Here is a 17,287-nt window from a genome sequence, read left to right as displayed (position 1 = left end):
ACTATAATTTTTTATATTTATTTAATAATAAGTAGTAAATATAAAAGTTGGGGGCTTACTCCTTTTAAATGATAATTAAAGATAATTAAGGAGCTGGTATTTATGTCAAGTAAGACATTAGAAGCATTTTTAACTCCACAGTTAGCTGAGTTAAAAGAGAAAGGGCTCTATAATGAGATTAACTCTTTAGAAGGTTCTAACGAGGCTACTATTCAAATTAGTGGCAAACAGTTTATAAATTTATCTTCAAATAACTATTTAGGTTTTGCTACTCATCCACGTTTAAAGAAAGCTGCTATAGAAGCAACTGAAAAATACGGTGTAGGTGCTGGAGCTGTACGTACAATTAACGGAACGATGGATATCCACGATCAACTTGAAAAGGCAATTGCTGAATTTAAGCATACTGAGGCTGCTATTGCATTCCAATCTGGTTTTAATTGTAATATGGGTGCTATTTCTGCAGTTATGACGAAAAAAGATGCGATTTTATCTGATGAATTAAACCATGCTTCAATCATTGATGGTTGCAGACTTTCAGGTGCAAAAATTATTCGTGTAAAACATCAAGATATGGATGATTTACGTGAAAAAGCAAAAGAAGCTACAACAAATGGCTTATATGAAAAAGTTATGTACATAGCTGATGGCGTTTTTTCAATGGATGGAGACGTAGCAAATATTCCTGAAATCGTAAAAATTGCTGAAGAGTTTGGCTTAATTACTTACATCGATGATGCTCATGGTTCAGGTGTTATGGGTAAAGGTGCTGGAACAGTTAAGCATTTCGGATTATCTGATAAAATTGACTTCCAAATTGGAACACTTTCTAAAGCAGTTGGTGTAGTTGGAGGATATGTAGCAGGTTCACAACAATTAATCGATTGGTTAAAAGTTCGTGCACGTCCATTCTTATTCTCTACATCATTAACACCAGCAAGTGCTGCTGCTTGTATTGAAGCAATTCGTATTATGTCTGAAGAGCCAGAAAAAATCGAAAAGCTTTGGGAAAATGGAGACTACTTAAAAGCTGGATTATCAAAATTAGGATTTAATATCGGTGATTCTGAAACACCAATTACTCCATGTATTATCGGTGACGAAAATCTTACACAAGAATTTTCTAAACGTCTATATGAAGAAGGCGTTTATGCGAAGTCAATCGTATTCCCAACAGTACCACTTGGAACTGGTCGTATTCGTAATATGCCAACAGCAGCGCATACTAAGGAAATGCTAGATGAAGTTTTAGCTATTTATGAAAAAGTAGGTCGCGAATTAAACGTTATTAAATAATATAAAATATTACATTCGATTGATTAATACTATAAGGTGGACTAAGGAATGAAGAAAATATTAATTACTGGTTGTTTTGGACAAATCGGTTCAGAATTAACTATGCGTCTTAGAAGTGAATACGGTATTGAAAATGTTGTTGCGACAGATATTCGCCGTCTTGAAGGAAGCCCAATTTTAGAAACTGGTCATTTTGAAATTTTAGATGTAATGGATAAAGAAAAAATGTTAGAGATTGCTAAAAAATATGAAGTTGATACATTCATTCATTTAGCTGCTCTATTATCCGCTGTTGCTGAAGCTAAACCTACTTTAGCATGGGATTTAAATATGGGTGGATTAGTTAATGCACTTGAAGTTGCTAGAGAATTAAGCTTAAAATTCTTTACGCCAAGTTCAATTGGTGCTTTTGGTCCTGCTACTCCAAAAGATAACACGCCACAAGATACGATCCAACGTCCAACTACAATGTACGGAGTTACCAAAGTAGCTGGAGAATTATTATGTGATTACTACTTTGAAAAGTTTGGCGTAGATACTCGTGGAGTTCGTTTCCCTGGTTTAATCTCTTATGATACAGTACCAGGTGGAGGAACAACGGATTACGCTGTAGACATTTATTATGAAGCATTAAAAAATAAGAAATATACATCATTTATTGGTGAAGGAACCTATATGGATATGATGTATATGCCAGATGCAATTGATGCCATTATTAAATTAATGGAAGCTGATTCATCAAAATTAGTACATCGTAATGCATTTAATATTTCTGCGATGTCATTTGAACCAACTCAAATTGCAGCATCGATTTGTAAATTCATACCTGAGTTTACTTTAGATTTTGACATTGATCCAATTCGTCAAGGAATTGCTAATTCATGGCCAAATTCAATTGACTCTTCAGCAGCAAAACAAGAGTGGGGTTTTGATCCGAAGTTTGATCTAGACTTAATGACTGAAGATATGTTAAACAAATTAGCTGCAAAACTAAATGTAACACAAGCACAATAAGAAGAAGGAGACAATTGTCTCCTTCTTTTTTTTACCCTTATACTAATCCGTGTTTTTAGTATTTTGTTAAGTACTTTTACACAAACTTATTTTATCAAGTATCGATTAATGATAAATTGAAATGCGGATAAAAGAGGATGTTAGAATATGAATTTAGATAATATATCGTTACCTTTAACGATTAAGGATATTAAAAAGGCATATGAACTTCTGGAAGATAAGGTACGTAAAACTCCTTTAGTAAAATCATTCTACTTAACTTCAAAAACAGATGGTGAGATTTATTTAAAACTTGAAAATATGCAATTAACAGGTTCCTTTAAATTTCGAGGTGCATTTAATAAAATTAATCATTTGACGGATGAGGAAAGAAATAAAGGGATCATTGCGTGTTCAGCTGGTAATCATGCTCAAGGTGTCGCGCTATCATCAAGACTTTTACATTTAAAAAGTAAAATTATCATGCCTTCAACTGCTCCAAAAGCAAAGGTTGAAGCAACAGAAGGATACGGTTCAAATATTATTTTATACGGTGATACGTTTGATGACGCGAAAGATTATTGTGCTAAAATCCGAGAAGAAACTGGCGAAACATTTATTCATCCATACGATGATGTATACATAATAGCTGGACAAGGTACAATCGGTATTGAAATTTTAGATGATTTATGGGATGTTGATACTGTCATTGTACCAATTGGAGGTGGGGGCTTAATATCAGGCATTTCGATTGCTTTGAAATCGTTTAATCCTTCAATCAATATTATTGGTGTTCAGGCAGAAAATGTCCATGGAATGAAAGCTTCAATAGATGCTGGTGAAATCGTTAGCCATTTTGAAGCACCTACTATGGCTGACGGTTGTTCAGTAAAAGTTCCTGGAAAATTAACCTATGAAATTGTAAAGGAATTAGTAACTGAGATTGTGCTCGTAAGTGAAGAAGAAATAGAAGTTGCTATGAAGGATTTGCTACAACGAGGTAAAGCTGTAGTAGAAGGTTCGGGTGCTCTAGCAACAGCAGCAATTTTATCAGGTAAAGCAGCAAAGTATATAAAAGATAAAAAAGTTGTAGCCATCATATCAGGTGGGAATGTTGACTTAGAAAGAATATCTAGCGTGTGTGAACATTTCTTTGGAAATGAAGTAAAGTAATCCTATTGTTAACAGTATGAAGAATGGGTGGGTCTAAATGTCAGAAAATAAACTAAGAAGAGAAATGGGGTTTATAGCAGCTTTAACTACCGTAATTGGTACTGTTATTGGTGGGGGAGTATTTTTTAAGGCAACAGCCGTATATGGAGCTACTGGAAGCGCAAGTTTAGGTTTATTAGCATGGATTATTGGAGGTATTATTACAATTTGTGCAGGATTATCAGGAGCTGAGCTTGCTGCTGCAATTCCTAAAACAGGTGGAATGATTACCTATTTAAAGCACACATATGGAGATATGACAGCATACTTATTAGGCTGGGCACAAACGATTATCTATTTTCCAGCAAATATAGCAGCTTTATCAATCATATTTGGAACACAAGCAGTCTCGATTTTTGGAATGAATGCAAGTGCGAATAAATTTATCGTAACAATGATCGCTGTAGTTACTGCAATTTTCATCACTTTAATGAATTTTTTAGGGGCAAAAACGGCTGGTAGTATTCAATCACTCTTTACTTTTTGCAAATTAATCCCATTGGCAATTTTGATTATATTTGGATTAATGCATGAAGGAAATGTGACCTTTCAGCTCTTTCCGATTGAAGTTGGAAGTGATCGCAGCTTTTTGCCAGCTTTAGGTTCAGCATTACTTGCAACGATGTTTGCATATGACGGATGGATTCTTGTAGGAAACATAGCAGGAGAAATGAAGAATCCTAAAAATGATTTACCTAAAGCAATCGTATTTGGACTTGCAATCGTCATGGCTGTGTATTTATTGATTAATATTTCATTTTTATTTGTTTTGACTGCAGCGCAATTAGCTGGGACAGCAACTCCTGCAACTGAAGTTTCGAAAGTATTATTTGGAAATCTTGGAGGTAAGCTTGTACTAATTGGAATTTTGATTTCGGTTTTTGGCACGATAAATGGATATACAATGACTGGAATGAGAGTTCCATATGTTATGGCACGAGAGAATAAGCTTCCTTTTAGTGGTTGGTTTGGTAAACTATCCAAAACAGGCGTCCCATATAATGCCGGATTATTTATCCTATTAGTTGCCATTTTTATGATGTTTATAGGTGGATTTGACTTACTTACTGATATGTTAGTATTTGTTATCTGGATTTTCTATACATTAACATTCATGGCTGTGTACATTTTACGAAAACGAGAACCCGATTTAAAGAGACCGTATAAAGTACCGTTTTTACCAATTGTTTTAACAATCGCAATAATTGGAGGGATTTTCATCGTTGTCAATACATTGATAACGCATACAATATTAGCATTTTGGGGTATTGGTTTAACTTTAATAGGACTACCAGTATATTACATATTACGAAATAAACATATAGTAATTGATGATGAATGATAAAAGAATCCTAGTATCTATAGCACTTACTGAAAAAGTTCGAGTTGAAAATTATTTTAATGGAAGCCATAGGTTAAAAAGGAGACCGATAATTTTATGAGTCAAGCAGCAGCTAGAGTAAGTGAAGTGAAATCAGAAAAACAACCACTTGTCATTTGGGTATTGTTTTTTGCTTGTATTATTTCTTTTATGGGGTTAGGACTTGTTGATCCGATTCTACCAGCTATCGGTGCGCAAATGCATGCATCACCTAGCCAGGTTTCATTATTATTCACTAGTTATAATGCAATCATGGGAATTTCGATGATTTTTACTGGTATGGTCTCAAGTGAAATTGGAATCAAATGGACTCTTATTGCTGGGGTTTGTCTTGTTATCCTCTTTTCAGCATTATCTGGTTCATCAAGTAGTATTAGTCAGATTATTTGGTTCCGTGTTGGTTGGGGATTAGGGAATGCATTATTTATTGCAACAGCTCTTTCTGCGATCGTCAGTCTATCAAATTCAGGACCATTAAAATCAATTATTCTATACGAAGCAGCTATTGGTCTAGGTATTTCTGTCGGGCCCCTTTTAGGTGGAGAACTTGGAGCTATTACATGGCGAGGTCCTTTTTATGGGGTAAGTGTATTAATGGTTATTGTATTGATTGCTTTATTAATAAAAATGCCAAATCTTCCAAAGTCCGATAAAAAGATTTCTATTTTAGATCCACTGAAGGCTTTGACAAATAGAGGACTATTTACATTAGGTTTAACAGCTTTTCTTTACAATATTGGTTTCTTTACTTTATTAGCCTTTACGCCATTTATTCTCGCAGAAATGGGGTTAAAAGAGCATGGTTTAGGTTATGTATTCTTAGGATGGGGTATAGCGTTAGCTTTTACATCCGTACTTGTTGCTCCAAGAATGCAAGAGTATATTGGTGCAATCAAATCAATGTGCTGGGTGTTATTTCTGTTTGCTTTAACACTGATTTCAATGGGCATAGGGGTCGATTCAGAACTATGGTTAATAACAGCCGTTGTTATAGCAGGATTATTTTTAGGTGCTAACAATACATTGATTACCACGTCAGTAATGAATGTTTCAACTGTAGATCGTGGCGTCGCTTCAGCGGCTTACAATTTTGTTCGATTCCTTGGTGGTGCGGTTGGACCGTGGCTTGCTCCAAAATTGGCAGAAAGCTTTAATCCTCGAGTACCATTCTACGTTGGAGGGGCATTTGTTCTGATCGGAGTATTAACGGTATGGGCAAACAAGAAACATTTATCACATGTTGATCATATTGAAGGTCATTAAAAAGGAGAAAGAAAAATGTATAATAAAATACTCGTCCCATTTGATTAATCAGCATCCTCATCGCGTGCATTACATCATGCAGTGGAACTAGCTAAAACGATAAGCGCTGAGAAGTTAACGATATTAATGGTTAATCATCACTTACCGGTATAAGAATTTTCGGTTGATGTAGATATTGATAAACTTCTTGATGAAGAAAATACAGAAGCTTTAAATCAATCAATTGATTTCTTAAAGGAGTCTGGTGTGAATTTTGAAGTACATATTAAAGATGGCATGCCTGCACAGATCATTTTAGATTATGCAAATAATCACCACCACACTTTAATTGTTATGGGTAGAAGTGGAAAAGGTGTGCTTAAACACGCAATACTTGGAAGTGTTAGTAATCGAGTACTTCACTAAACGAATTGTCCTGTATTGATAGTGAGAAAAGATACTTAGTAACATAAACCAAACAAAAATTTGATAACAACAAATTCTATAGAAACTTAACTAATTACAATGTAAAACAATTATAAAAGTTTTATTGAATGTGAACATAAATGATTAAAAAACATATGCTAAATATAGGTATTAAAAAAGACCGTGTCATTTCTGTCACGGTCAAATCAATTCTGCAATTATGAATGATCCATTCGGGCTGCTAAACTGGATGGATTATTTTTTTTGCTTGAATCATTAAGATTACTCCATTCTAATCAAATAATTTAATTAAACTTCGCTAATTTTCACTTAACGGGAATCTGTTCACTTTCTAGTTGTGAATAGTTTGTTTAGCCATAAATCAAACGAATCCAAGCGTAACATAATACTACAGTTGCTATTACAGTCGGAGGAATGACTAATGTTGTTACACGGAGATACTGTGCCCAACTAATGTGCACTTTATATTGTTTTAATACAAACATCCATATAAGTGTTGCTAATAGGCCAATTGGCATTAGAAGTGAACCGATATCGCTACCAATAATATTTCCAAGGTACGCTACATGAAGATCCATTTGGCTCATATGCATTGATGTCAGATTTAATGTGCCAATCATTAAAGCAGGGTGATTATTAAACAGGTCTGACATTAAACTAACTGCAATTCCTGTTGCAGCAATTGAGCTAAACCAGCCTCTTTCGATAAACGGTTGAAGTTGGTGCACTAGCCATGAGTTTAATCCCACGTTTGCAATACCAGATCCGACAACATACATACCAAAAGCAAAAAAGAGTACATGCCACGGTGTTTTTCGGATAATATCCATTGGTGAGGTGCCCATCTTAATCCATCGCCAAATCAAGAGGATGCCAGCTCCAACAACAGCAGTAATTGAAGGTGATATTCCAAAGTCAGCACCGACAAATAGCGCTACACGAATGGCTAAGACATATATCAAGATATTTGTCATGAATAATTTTTGTTTTTTCGAAGGAGTTTCAAATTGTATTTCGGCAGGAGACGCTTCAAAATTTGGACCAAAAGGATGGTTTCCTGGCTTCGGTTTATGTTTCTTTGATAAACGGTTTTGTTTCAAATCAATAACCAGTTTTTTTCGAAATACTACATAATTCAATACCGCTAATACGCCTACTCCTATCATTGAAGGGACGAATATCATTTCAGAGTAAGTTGCGAGGCTCATTCCGATGATTTTTATAGAGATTAAATTAACAATGTTGCTGACGCCAAGTGGGGCACTTGCTGCTGTATCGACGAGCGCTGCGCTCAATAGATATGGGATTTGCTGATGAGGTTTAAGTCCCAACTTTCTTAGAAGAATGATGATGATTGGCGTTGCAATGATGATTGCACCATCATTGTTAAATACGAGGGTCATAAGTAAACTCATTAAACTAATGTACCAAAACAGGCGTTTACCCGAATTCTTTGAGAGTCTAGCTAAAAAATCTGCTACGTATTGGAATACACCGAAACTTTCAAGAACAAGTGCCATAGCAATGGTTGCCATGATCGTCACCGATGCTCCGCCAACATCCGAAGCGATTACTTTCATATCGTGTAAGGATACAGCACCACTAATGACCATTAACGTAGCTCCGGCAAGAGCGGGAATAGATACGTTTAGTCCTTTTGGTCTCCACATAATTAATACGACCGTTACTATAAATGTAAAAATCGTTAATGCTATAGTAAACATTCTATATTCAATTTCTCCTTTCGCATTTTCTATAGGAAGATTTCAACCTTTTGATTTAATAAACGGTTGTCCACCTTCTAAAAAATATTTAATGAACCTTGTCCATTTGTTATATTAATATTCTAAAATATCAATCATGCTTTGGATTATTTCACTAATTTTTAGAAGATAGGCTTTTTACCTAAGTAATGAAAATGCCCCCTAAAGATAAATAACTATCATGACAAAAGTACAGTTTTTTTGTATGATCAAAAAAATCGTAGAACAACTAAAAAACCTCCTATTCGTAATTGAAGAGGGGGCTTTTGAACTTCTTCATGCACTGATCTATTTAATATGTTCGAACAATTAGTCTATATTGTTATATAAGTTTATGTGAAGATTTCGTTACATTGATAAAGTAATAAAATAACAAAGAAGCAAAAACGCATTGTTATATTAGAATATTCAAGTGGCGAATGAACATGTTTTTTATTAAATAGGAGTGGAATATCTTTACCTTAAACACAGATAAGAATTCAACGGCTAATACAATCTTTAGTGACAGAGTTTACGATTACTTTTGAAGAAACATCAGTATCGCTAATTTGAATGCATAATTTACAGAAAAATAGAATAAAAGTAGAACGGAAGGCTTAACGAAATGCATCAAAATTTCATCTCAGTCTTAATACAACTTTTCGCTCTATTACAGAGCTATTATAAATTATACTTAAGTTTTTAAGGGATTACTAAAGGGGGATAAAAAGTGAGTTATATAGATTCATTACAAGGTAGACAAGTTTTTGTGCTTTTGTCTGGTGATATAGCCTTTGAAGGTATTTTGACAGATGCTGGACAAGACATATTAGTTTTATATAACGGTCGAAAATACTATTATATCCCTTGGATTCACGTTCATCGAGTTCATTTAAGCGAACTTTCTAATGAGAAAATCCCACAACCGATCGAACCTTCAATTGCAAATGAAATTGAATCAATTTCATACCGCAAAGTCTTAACAAATGCAAGAGGCATATTTTCAGAAATCTATGTGACTGGTAATCTAACTTTTCATGGATATATTACAAATGTCTTAAGTGATTATATCGTTTTTTACACACCAGTATTTAAAACAATGTATATTTCATTTTCTCATTTAAAGTGGCTCACTCCATACAATGACAATGTTACGCCTTACTCAATTGATAATGTTAAATTTCCAATTAACCCATCAAATGTCCCATTCGTACGTTCGTTTGAATCGCAATTAAAAAAAGAAGAAGGGAAGCTTGTTGTTTTTGATGGTGGGAATGATCCGATGAAAATTGGGTTACTTAATTCTGTTGAAAATAGCGTATTAGAAATATCAGTTGCAAGTGGAGATATCGTATATTTAAGATTGAATCATATTAAATCCGTTCATTTACCTTAAAAAGGACTAATTAAGAATACTACATATCAAATATAAGAATTTAAATTTCCACTTTAGTTCATTTTTTTTGCCATACAATTACCACGCTGGACGTCATTGCTCACTGGCCTGTGATTAACATTATTTCAATTAAAACTCGAGCATATTGCGTAATACAAAATGGAAGTTTAATTGTATAAGAGTTGATAATAAAAAAGATAAGATTAAAAAGGGATATTTTGGTAGCAAATGGAAGGATTCGTAAAATATAAAAAGGACTTTTTAGTGCTATATTGAATACTATATTATAAGAATTTAATCTTTTGAACTGATGATTAATCATTTGTTAATGATAATTTCTTTAGATAGAACCAACATTACAATTGAAAACAAAGTGAGGTATATGACTATGGTTGGTTATGCAATTTTGGGATTTGTTATCATTATGATCGGATTTGGATTTTTTATGGAAAAGAAGTATGGAACTGGTACTCCAGATAAGAGTAATAATCAAACAATGGATGAAGAAATTGGAAGATATACAACGAGCCATCAAAATAATACGAATAATTCACCTGGACCATTTTAAGTAAGAAAAGTTGGATTCAACACAAATTACGACCTATGTAATTTTGTAAATAAAGAAGTGTATATAAAAAGAGGATGATCATTAAAAAAATGATGATCCTCTTTTTATATAATGGAAGTTTAAAATTTGAATTTTTATAAATTACTTGAACAACATCGTTATTTTATTCCGATGGATGTGTGTTTAATAGTTTTTTTCATTGGAAAGTTCAAAAATTTATATGTTTTGATAACTCCTATCATTAAAAATACGCTTGCAATAATCGGCGGTAAAAGATGGTAAAAGTCTGTATAGCCAATTATAAAATGGACTGCAAATGCAGTAAAAAATGCCGGTAAACTTCCTAAGAATAATGTCCACCAAATCCACTGCTGATTTTGCCTGAATCCCCACAATGAAATCATCAGTACAAGTAGTCCAACACTTACTAATCCGCCACCGAAGCCAGCTCGATCATGTGAAATAACAGGGATTAAGTTTTTATTAAATTCATTAAGTTGGGAGGAAGACATACATAAATAATTTAAGTCAGTTTTTACAAATGTCGTAGTTACGCCTACAAATGAAATAATACATCCGCCTAGCGTAATTGAAAATCCTAATATAATAAAAAACAATTGACCTATTAAACTAGATTTCCAGTGTTTATTGTTTGTTAAGTTTTCAGATTCAGGACTCCTATCCAGTCTTTTAGTTTTAAAATATCCAATTAAATATGGCAATAATAAAACGATCCAAAATAAGGCATGTAACCAATCAAAATAGCCATAACCAATAAATAAAAATATTGCTAAAAAACCGAAAATAGCGCTAATATCAGAAGCTTTTTTAGCCCAATGGAAGTTATGTTTAATTCCATTTCTTGCAAGTGACATAAAAAGTATACCACCTGACATAATGGTTCCAGCTAGTGTCATTCGATCATGTGACATAAATGGAAGGATTCGATCGTTAAACTGTAAAATTCCATTTCTATGAATGTTTAAAAAGTGTTCATCATATGGAAGAAGAATAGATGTTAAACTAATAAAGAGAGCTAGTAAACCACCAAAAAACATGAAAAGACCAAATAGAAAGTACCAAATCCACCCATTATTTAAACTTGTAAACTCATTCTTTCTATTAAACAATAATCCTTCATTGATTCTTTTCGGGAGACCTGGACCACTTATAACATAGCCATGAGTCAAAAAAACTAATGAAGCCCCTGCGTCTATTAATTCAATTGCATCAATTGGTTCAACTACTCCTCCTTTTGTAAAAATGGGCTTTTCAAAATGATTTAATCTTAATGTATGAAGTGTATTTTTTAGATAATTCTTTTGTTCTACATCAGAAAAAGCCGGCGTTTCTTCAATTAATATTGAATCAATCATGTGATATTTTCGTATAGCTTGAACATCTATTTCATTCGAATTGATAGAAAGACAAATTGGTATAGAAGAAGACCAACTATGATCAAACAGTTCTCCAGCTAATTTAGTATCTATAATGAAAGAATCTACATAATTAGCAAGTTTCGATTCAATTAATTTAAATTGTTCAAAGTCTCCAACAAGTCTAGCGAAAATCGGCGTTTTCTTATTCAGTTTAGAGAGTCTAGCAACTGTTTGTTCTGCCGTTAAAGTGTTATTTGTTTCATAACCGATTAATTTGTCTGTTTTCAAATCAATTAGTGGGCTATTGCTAAAGGCGGCACCTTCTAAAGAGATAGGACCAATTTCGATTACGCCAAAGCCTAAGTTCATAAAAGCATTTGTACCTGTAAGAAAAGGGTCAATTTTAGAGGAGAATCCAATTTGGTTTTTAAACTTTAAATGATGTATTTCGATACCAAGAGTATTGTCAGATTTTAAATGGCCAAGAAATTCGATTATATGTTGACCAAATGGAATCGTAGAAATCGTATTCATACTATGATGAATGAATTCTCTAGAGATATTAGATGGAAACTTAGATAGGATTGGTTTGAAAATTGTATGATAAGACCAATCAGGCATGAGTTCACCTCATTTTTTTAGGTTACTTATAGTTTACTTGCACACCACATATTTTGAAAACACTTTCTTTTTACATGTGAATGAGTTCACATCACATTGGAATTTTTGTATATATATGGTATAAATAAAAAGAGTTATCCACTTTCAAAATTAGTAGGACAAGTAAGGAAAAGGTTGTATAGAAAGGCGTATATGTGATTACAATGGTAAATATGCAAAAAGTGATTGTCATCGTAGGTCCTACTGCTGTAGGTAAAACAAAACTAAGTATTGAACTCGCAAAAGCTATTAATGGTGAAATTATTAATGGCGATGCAACGCAAGTTTATAAAGAGTTAAATATTGGAGCAGCTAAAGTTACGGAAGAAGAAATGGAAGGAATCCCACATCATTTAATCGATTTCCTTGATCCAAAAGCTTCATTTACTGTTGCAGATTTTCAAGAACTAGCTCGAGAAAAAATAAAAGAAATTGCTAGTCGAGGCAAAATTCCAATTATAGTTGGTGGTACTGGATTATATATCCAAAGTGTGCTAACAAAATATGAATTTGCTGAACAAGAAGGTGATGAGCTTTTAAGAAATCAATTAGAAGGCTATGCAATGGCCTTTGGGAATCAAGCATTACATGATCAATTAAAAGAAATTGACCCAGAAAGTGCTAAACAAATACATATGAATAATGTCAGAAGAGTGATACGTGCAATTGAAGTATTCAAACTGACAGGACAAAAGTTTTCGGAGACTGCATTTAATCGAGAGCCTGAATATTTGTATGATGCAGAAATCATTGGATTAACGATGGACAGGGAGCTATTATACAATCGAATAAACTTACGAGTTGATTTAATGTTGGGTGAAGGCCTCATAGAAGAAGCAAAAATGTTATATGACAAAGGCATTCGTAATTGTCAATCCGTGCAAGCGATTGGCTATAAAGAACTTTACGATTATTTTGATGGAATCTTATTAAAAGATGAAGCGATTGATTTAATCAAACAAAGCTCAAGAAGATATGCAAAAAGACAAATGACTTGGTTTAGAAATAAAATGAACATCCATTGGTTTGAAATGGATGGACATAATTTTGATATAAAAAAACTGGAAATTTTAGCTCTACTTGAAGGAAAGGGCTATTTCATCTCGAATAAATATATGTAGAGGTAGAAGAGGAGGAAAAGGACATGAAAACATCAATCAACATTCAAGATCAGTTCTTAAACCAATTACGTAAAGACAATCTAGCGGTTACAGTATTTTTACTAAATGGATTTCAAATCAAAGGGAAAGTAAAAAGCTTTGATAACTTTACGGTATTGTTAGATGTTGAAGGAAAACAACAATTAATATATAAACACGCGATTTCAACGTTTGTACCATCTAAAAATGTACAAATTGAAATGTAAAAATAGATAGAAAAAAGAGCATTGATCATAAGGTCAATGTTCTTTTTTCATGAACTTAAAATATGTAGTTATATATAACAATATTATGTAAACTAAAAACCGAGGAGAATTTACATGTATGTTCCAAAGGAATTTCAAGAAAAGGATCTACAGCAATTAATAGCTGAAATGAAGAAAAATGGCTTCGGAATATTATTATCCAATAACAACGAAGCAAAAATTGAGGCAACTCATTTGCCATTTATCATACATGAAGAAGGGGAAAAACTATTTTTAATCACACATTTAGCTAAGCCAAATCCCCAATGGAAATCGATAAATGGAAAAGAATGTTTAATTATTTTTCAAGGTCCACATGCTTATATTTCAGCAACATGGTATGAAGAAAAAAATACTGTTTCAACTTGGAACTATACCGCAATCCATGCATATGGAAACGTTGAAGCGATAACAGACAAAGATGAAATGAGACAAATTGTTTTAATGACGACTGATTACTTTGAAAAAGGTCAAGCAAAACCTTGGAAATATGAAGATCACCAAGAATATGTAGAAAAGTTACTTTCAGGAATAGTTTGCTTAAAAATTGAAGTGACTGAACTAATAGGTAAAAAGAAATTAAGCCAAAATCATACGATGGAAAGAAGAGAAAGAGTAATCGCTGCATTGCAAAATGAAGAAAAGTATTCATCTAAAGAAATCGCAGAACTCATGAAAGGTAAGGAGCAGAAGTAAAAAAAGGGGATAGCTTTCCTATCCCCTTCATTATACAATTCCTTATTCTTTTTTATTTTCTTGAAAAAATTGATAGTAACGTTTTAATGAAACTGATGTTTTCAACCCTACTAATTGTTGAATTTCTTCGGCTAATAATCCTTCTTGAATTTTTCTAAAAATAAAAGTGTTTCTTAAATGCTGTGAGCAAAGTCCTTTCCGCAGTCCCGTCCTTTTAACTTCTAACCTAAGCATTTTTTGAAAAGCGATTTCTGTCAGTGCTTTCGGTGAATCGGTATCATAAACCCAGTGGAACGTCATTCGGTTATAATCAAATGCGACAAAAAGCGGATGATTTGAATGATAATGAGGCCTTACCGGCTCAGGGATTGTAACAAAATATTTATATAAAAGCATTCGATCTTCTTTTAAAAGAATGATTGTTCTTTTTGTTCCTTCTTTACTATGTACTATTAGTTCATTTAAGGCGAAATTGATATCTCTCATTTGTAAATCAATTAATTCCTTTAATGTAAGCCCATAATATAACATTAATCTAATCATTATTTCATTGCGATCCATTAAAAATGGTCTTGCTTTTAATTGCTTTTCCGATAATTCTGCTGTGGATTGTACAATTGATAGTAATTTTTTTTCTTCTTCCTCAGTAATAAAATCATCAGGGGATAGAGCTCTGGAAGGACCAGCTAAATAGTTAGTAAACGGAATGATATTTTCAATTGAAGAATTGTTTGATTGTAAAAATTTATAAAATTGATTAAGGACAACATAAATACGATGCATCGTTTTCTCATTGTATTTCCGTTCAGATGTTAAATAGTAAAAGTATTCGTTAAAACTTTGCACTTGTAATGTACTTAAGTTCTCGTTAACTTTCTTAAAGTAGCGGAAGCATTCTTCTAAGTCATAACAATATCGTTTAATCGTAGACTCTTTTCTACCTTTACTATTTAAGTGAGAGGCAAATTGCAAGATGACATCTGGTAATGTAGTAGTCGTTAAGTTTGGAATCGTCAAATTTATCAACTCTTCTCTTTTTCTCTAATTATAACAAATTCGTTAATAGAATTTAGTAAAATTTAGTAATGTTATCCAATTAAAAGATAATGTCAGAGAATTAGAGTTTTGAAAGTTATTGTTCGTACATATAATAGTAAAAACGTAATTTTGGAATTTTTTATTGGAAAAAAGAAAATGCGAGTTATTACGAGATACTTTGTGGTTTTTCTATATAGATGCATGAACGAATGTTGATAGATTAAAGAGAGGTGTCATATTTGGAGCAACCAATTCGGTTAAAAGATAACGGTCAAATAAATGTTGTACTTAATACGGTGAAAAGAGGAGAGGTTTCTCCAACTCCAAGTATTGAAACAGTTAAAAAGCCTAAACATGAGTTATTGGTTGAAATAGAGGATCAACTAAGACATTTAATTGGCATGGATGAAATAAAAAAAATGATTCATGAAATTTATGCTTGGATATTTATTAATAAAAAAAGAGAAGAACTGAGTTTAAAGGCTGAAAAGCAAGTTTTGCATATGTTGTTTAAAGGAAACCCGGGAACTGGGAAAACAACTGTCGCAAGGATTATTGGACAATTATTCTTAAAAATGGGTGTTCTTTCAAAAGGCCATTTAATCGAAGCTGAAAGAGCGGATTTAGTAGGAGAATATATTGGTCATACTGCTCAAAAAACTAGGGATTTAGTAAAAAAAGCAAATGGAGGCATTCTTTTTATCGATGAAGCATACTCACTAGGCCGAGGTGGAGAAAAGGATTTCGGAAAAGAAGCTATTGATACACTTGTTAAACATATGGAAGATAAGCATGGTGATTTTGTACTTATACTTGCGGGCTATTCTTCCGAAATGGATTATTTCTTAAGTTTAAATCCAGGTTTGAAATCGAGATTTCCATTCATATTAGAATTCCAGGATTATTCAGTAATAGAGCTTTTAGATATATCGAAAAAAATGTTTGTAGACCGTGAATATATTCTTTCTCGAGAAGCGGAATATCGCCTAAGAGACTATATACAGAAAGCTAAACTTGAAAATCGTGCTCATTTTAGTAATGGACGATTTGTCCGAAATATTGTTGAAAAGTCGATTCGAACTCAAGCGACTAGATTAGTATTTGAAAACGATTTTAATCGTGAAATTCTAATGAGAATAGAAGAAAAAGACTTATTTACTTCAGACAAAATCGACTCAATTAATTAACGATTGATTATTTAGTAAAACGCCTTTTACCCCACCAACCTTTAAAATGAAAATAAATTGAAATAAGGATGCCAATTAGAATAATTAGGAAGATACAATACAAATAACCATACTTCCACTTTAACTCAGGCATATTAATGAAATTCATCCCGTAAAACCCAGCGATAAATGACATCGGTAAGAAGATGGCACTTATTAATGTTAAAGTTTTCATAATATCATTTGTCCGGTCGGACTTTAAAGACATTTGAAGCTCAATGATTCCTGCCATATTTTCTTTAAAGTCATCAAGTGCACTAACTATTCTTTCATAATTTTCTTTTAACTCACTAAAATAAAATCCAGCATCTTCACTTAAAAATTGAAAATCTGCTTCTACTATTTGATTAATAACATTAACTTGAGGTTCAACAAGCTGTCTTAAATCCTGTAATTGAACTTTCCATGTGAAAATTTTCTTGTCTAAGTCCTTTCTGAAGGGATCATTAAATAAGTCTCGTTCAATTTGTTCAATTTCATTTGCAAAACGATCAATCGAGATTAGAAACTTCTCAATCACTTCATGAAAAATTTGATATAAAATATGCCCTGTATGATCTACTTTTATATAATTTTGATTAAATTCCTGGGTTACATATTTGAATC

16 protein-coding genes are annotated in these 17,287 nt (G+C 32.8%); 12 read left to right on the top strand and 4 right to left on the bottom strand.

The annotated features are described in order from the left end of the window. Window positions 1–102 precede the first annotated feature (102 nt). From ACFCYN_RS22480 to ACFCYN_RS22455, 6 genes are all read left to right on the top strand, one after another. Complete coding sequence (locus tag ACFCYN_RS22480; protein ID WP_172445094.1) at window positions 103–1,296, top strand: glycine C-acetyltransferase; 1,194 nt, start codon at window positions 103–105, stop codon at window positions 1,294–1,296. Window positions 1,297–1,344: 48 nt separating this feature from the next. Next, on the top strand, window positions 1,345–2,310 hold the full coding sequence (locus ACFCYN_RS22475; RefSeq protein ID WP_375951901.1) for an L-threonine 3-dehydrogenase: 966 nt from the start codon (window positions 1,345–1,347) through the stop codon (window positions 2,308–2,310). Between the two features lie 147 nt (window positions 2,311–2,457). Next, window positions 2,458–3,462 (top strand): bifunctional threonine ammonia-lyase/L-serine ammonia-lyase TdcB, encoded by a 1,005-nt coding sequence (gene tdcB, locus ACFCYN_RS22470; protein ID WP_375951899.1) that lies wholly within the window; start codon window positions 2,458–2,460, stop codon window positions 3,460–3,462. Between the two features lie 37 nt (window positions 3,463–3,499). Next, entirely contained in the window at window positions 3,500–4,843 is a 1,344-nt protein-coding gene (locus tag ACFCYN_RS22465) for an APC family permease (RefSeq protein ID WP_375951897.1), read from the top strand. A 96-nt stretch (window positions 4,844–4,939) separates the two neighbouring features. Next, window positions 4,940–6,145, top strand: coding sequence for an MFS transporter (locus tag ACFCYN_RS22460; protein WP_172445090.1), 1,206 nt, complete (start codon window positions 4,940–4,942; stop codon window positions 6,143–6,145). A 174-nt stretch (window positions 6,146–6,319) separates the two neighbouring features. Continuing rightward, window positions 6,320–6,550, top strand: a complete 231-nt coding sequence (locus tag ACFCYN_RS22455) for a universal stress protein (protein ID WP_172447640.1) — start codon at window positions 6,320–6,322, stop codon at window positions 6,548–6,550. A gap of 371 nt (window positions 6,551–6,921) precedes the next feature. Here ACFCYN_RS22455 and ACFCYN_RS22450 read toward each other — a convergent pair whose 3' ends face one another. Then, the gene (locus tag ACFCYN_RS22450) at window positions 6,922–8,295 is read right to left on the bottom strand and encodes an ArsB/NhaD family transporter (protein ID WP_375951895.1); all 1,374 of its coding nucleotides are present in this window, start codon (window positions 8,293–8,295) and stop codon (window positions 6,922–6,924) included. 748 nt (window positions 8,296–9,043) lie between these two features. Between ACFCYN_RS22450 and ACFCYN_RS22445 the strand changes: the two genes are divergently transcribed. Further along, window positions 9,044–9,709, top strand: coding sequence for a DUF2642 domain-containing protein (locus ACFCYN_RS22445; protein ID WP_098121932.1), 666 nt, complete (start codon window positions 9,044–9,046; stop codon window positions 9,707–9,709). Between the two features lie 388 nt (window positions 9,710–10,097). Beyond that, window positions 10,098–10,277 (top strand): hypothetical protein, encoded by a 180-nt coding sequence (locus ACFCYN_RS22440; protein WP_172445088.1) that lies wholly within the window; start codon window positions 10,098–10,100, stop codon window positions 10,275–10,277. 158 nt (window positions 10,278–10,435) lie between these two features. Here the strand turns inward: ACFCYN_RS22440 and ACFCYN_RS22435 are convergent, their stop codons facing one another. Continuing rightward, complete coding sequence (locus tag ACFCYN_RS22435) at window positions 10,436–12,277, bottom strand: dihydroorotate dehydrogenase (protein ID WP_375951892.1); 1,842 nt, start codon at window positions 12,275–12,277, stop codon at window positions 10,436–10,438. Between the two features lie 197 nt (window positions 12,278–12,474). Here ACFCYN_RS22435 and miaA point away from each other — a divergent pair, with 197 nt between their 5' ends. The 3 genes from miaA to ACFCYN_RS22420 all read left to right on the top strand — a co-directional run bounded on the left by miaA (window position 12,475) and on the right by ACFCYN_RS22420 (window position 14,417). After that, the gene (miaA, locus tag ACFCYN_RS22430; RefSeq protein ID WP_375951903.1) at window positions 12,475–13,437 is read left to right on the top strand and encodes a tRNA (adenosine(37)-N6)-dimethylallyltransferase MiaA; all 963 of its coding nucleotides are present in this window, start codon (window positions 12,475–12,477) and stop codon (window positions 13,435–13,437) included. A gap of 23 nt (window positions 13,438–13,460) precedes the next feature. Next, window positions 13,461–13,682 (top strand): RNA chaperone Hfq, encoded by a 222-nt coding sequence (gene hfq, locus ACFCYN_RS22425; RefSeq protein ID WP_056470298.1) that lies wholly within the window; start codon window positions 13,461–13,463, stop codon window positions 13,680–13,682. Between the two features lie 114 nt (window positions 13,683–13,796). Continuing rightward, complete coding sequence (locus tag ACFCYN_RS22420) at window positions 13,797–14,417, top strand: FMN-binding negative transcriptional regulator (protein WP_375951890.1); 621 nt, start codon at window positions 13,797–13,799, stop codon at window positions 14,415–14,417. Window positions 14,418–14,459: 42 nt separating this feature from the next. Here ACFCYN_RS22420 and ACFCYN_RS22415 read toward each other — a convergent pair whose 3' ends face one another. Further along, window positions 14,460–15,434 carry a tyrosine-type recombinase/integrase gene (locus ACFCYN_RS22415; protein ID WP_375951888.1) on the bottom strand — a complete coding sequence of 325 codons (975 nt, stop codon included), beginning with the start codon at window positions 15,432–15,434 and terminating at the stop codon, window positions 14,460–14,462. Window positions 15,435–15,694: 260 nt separating this feature from the next. Between ACFCYN_RS22415 and ACFCYN_RS22410 the strand changes: the two genes are divergently transcribed. Next, a complete protein-coding gene (locus ACFCYN_RS22410; protein WP_172445084.1) occupies window positions 15,695–16,642 on the top strand; it encodes an AAA family ATPase in 948 nt (315 codons plus the stop codon). Between the two features lie 7 nt (window positions 16,643–16,649). On the opposite strand, the gene ACFCYN_RS22405 is transcribed toward ACFCYN_RS22410, so the two are convergent. Further along, window positions 16,650–17,287 (bottom strand): CorA family divalent cation transporter (locus ACFCYN_RS22405; protein WP_375951885.1); only part of this gene is annotated, 638 nt, incomplete at its 5' end.

This window comes from Gottfriedia sp. NPDC056225, assembly GCF_042267765.1.
GTDB lineage: Bacteria > Bacillota > Bacilli > Bacillales > Bacillaceae_G > Gottfriedia.
This window is presented reverse-complemented; position numbering and strand designations above follow the sequence as displayed.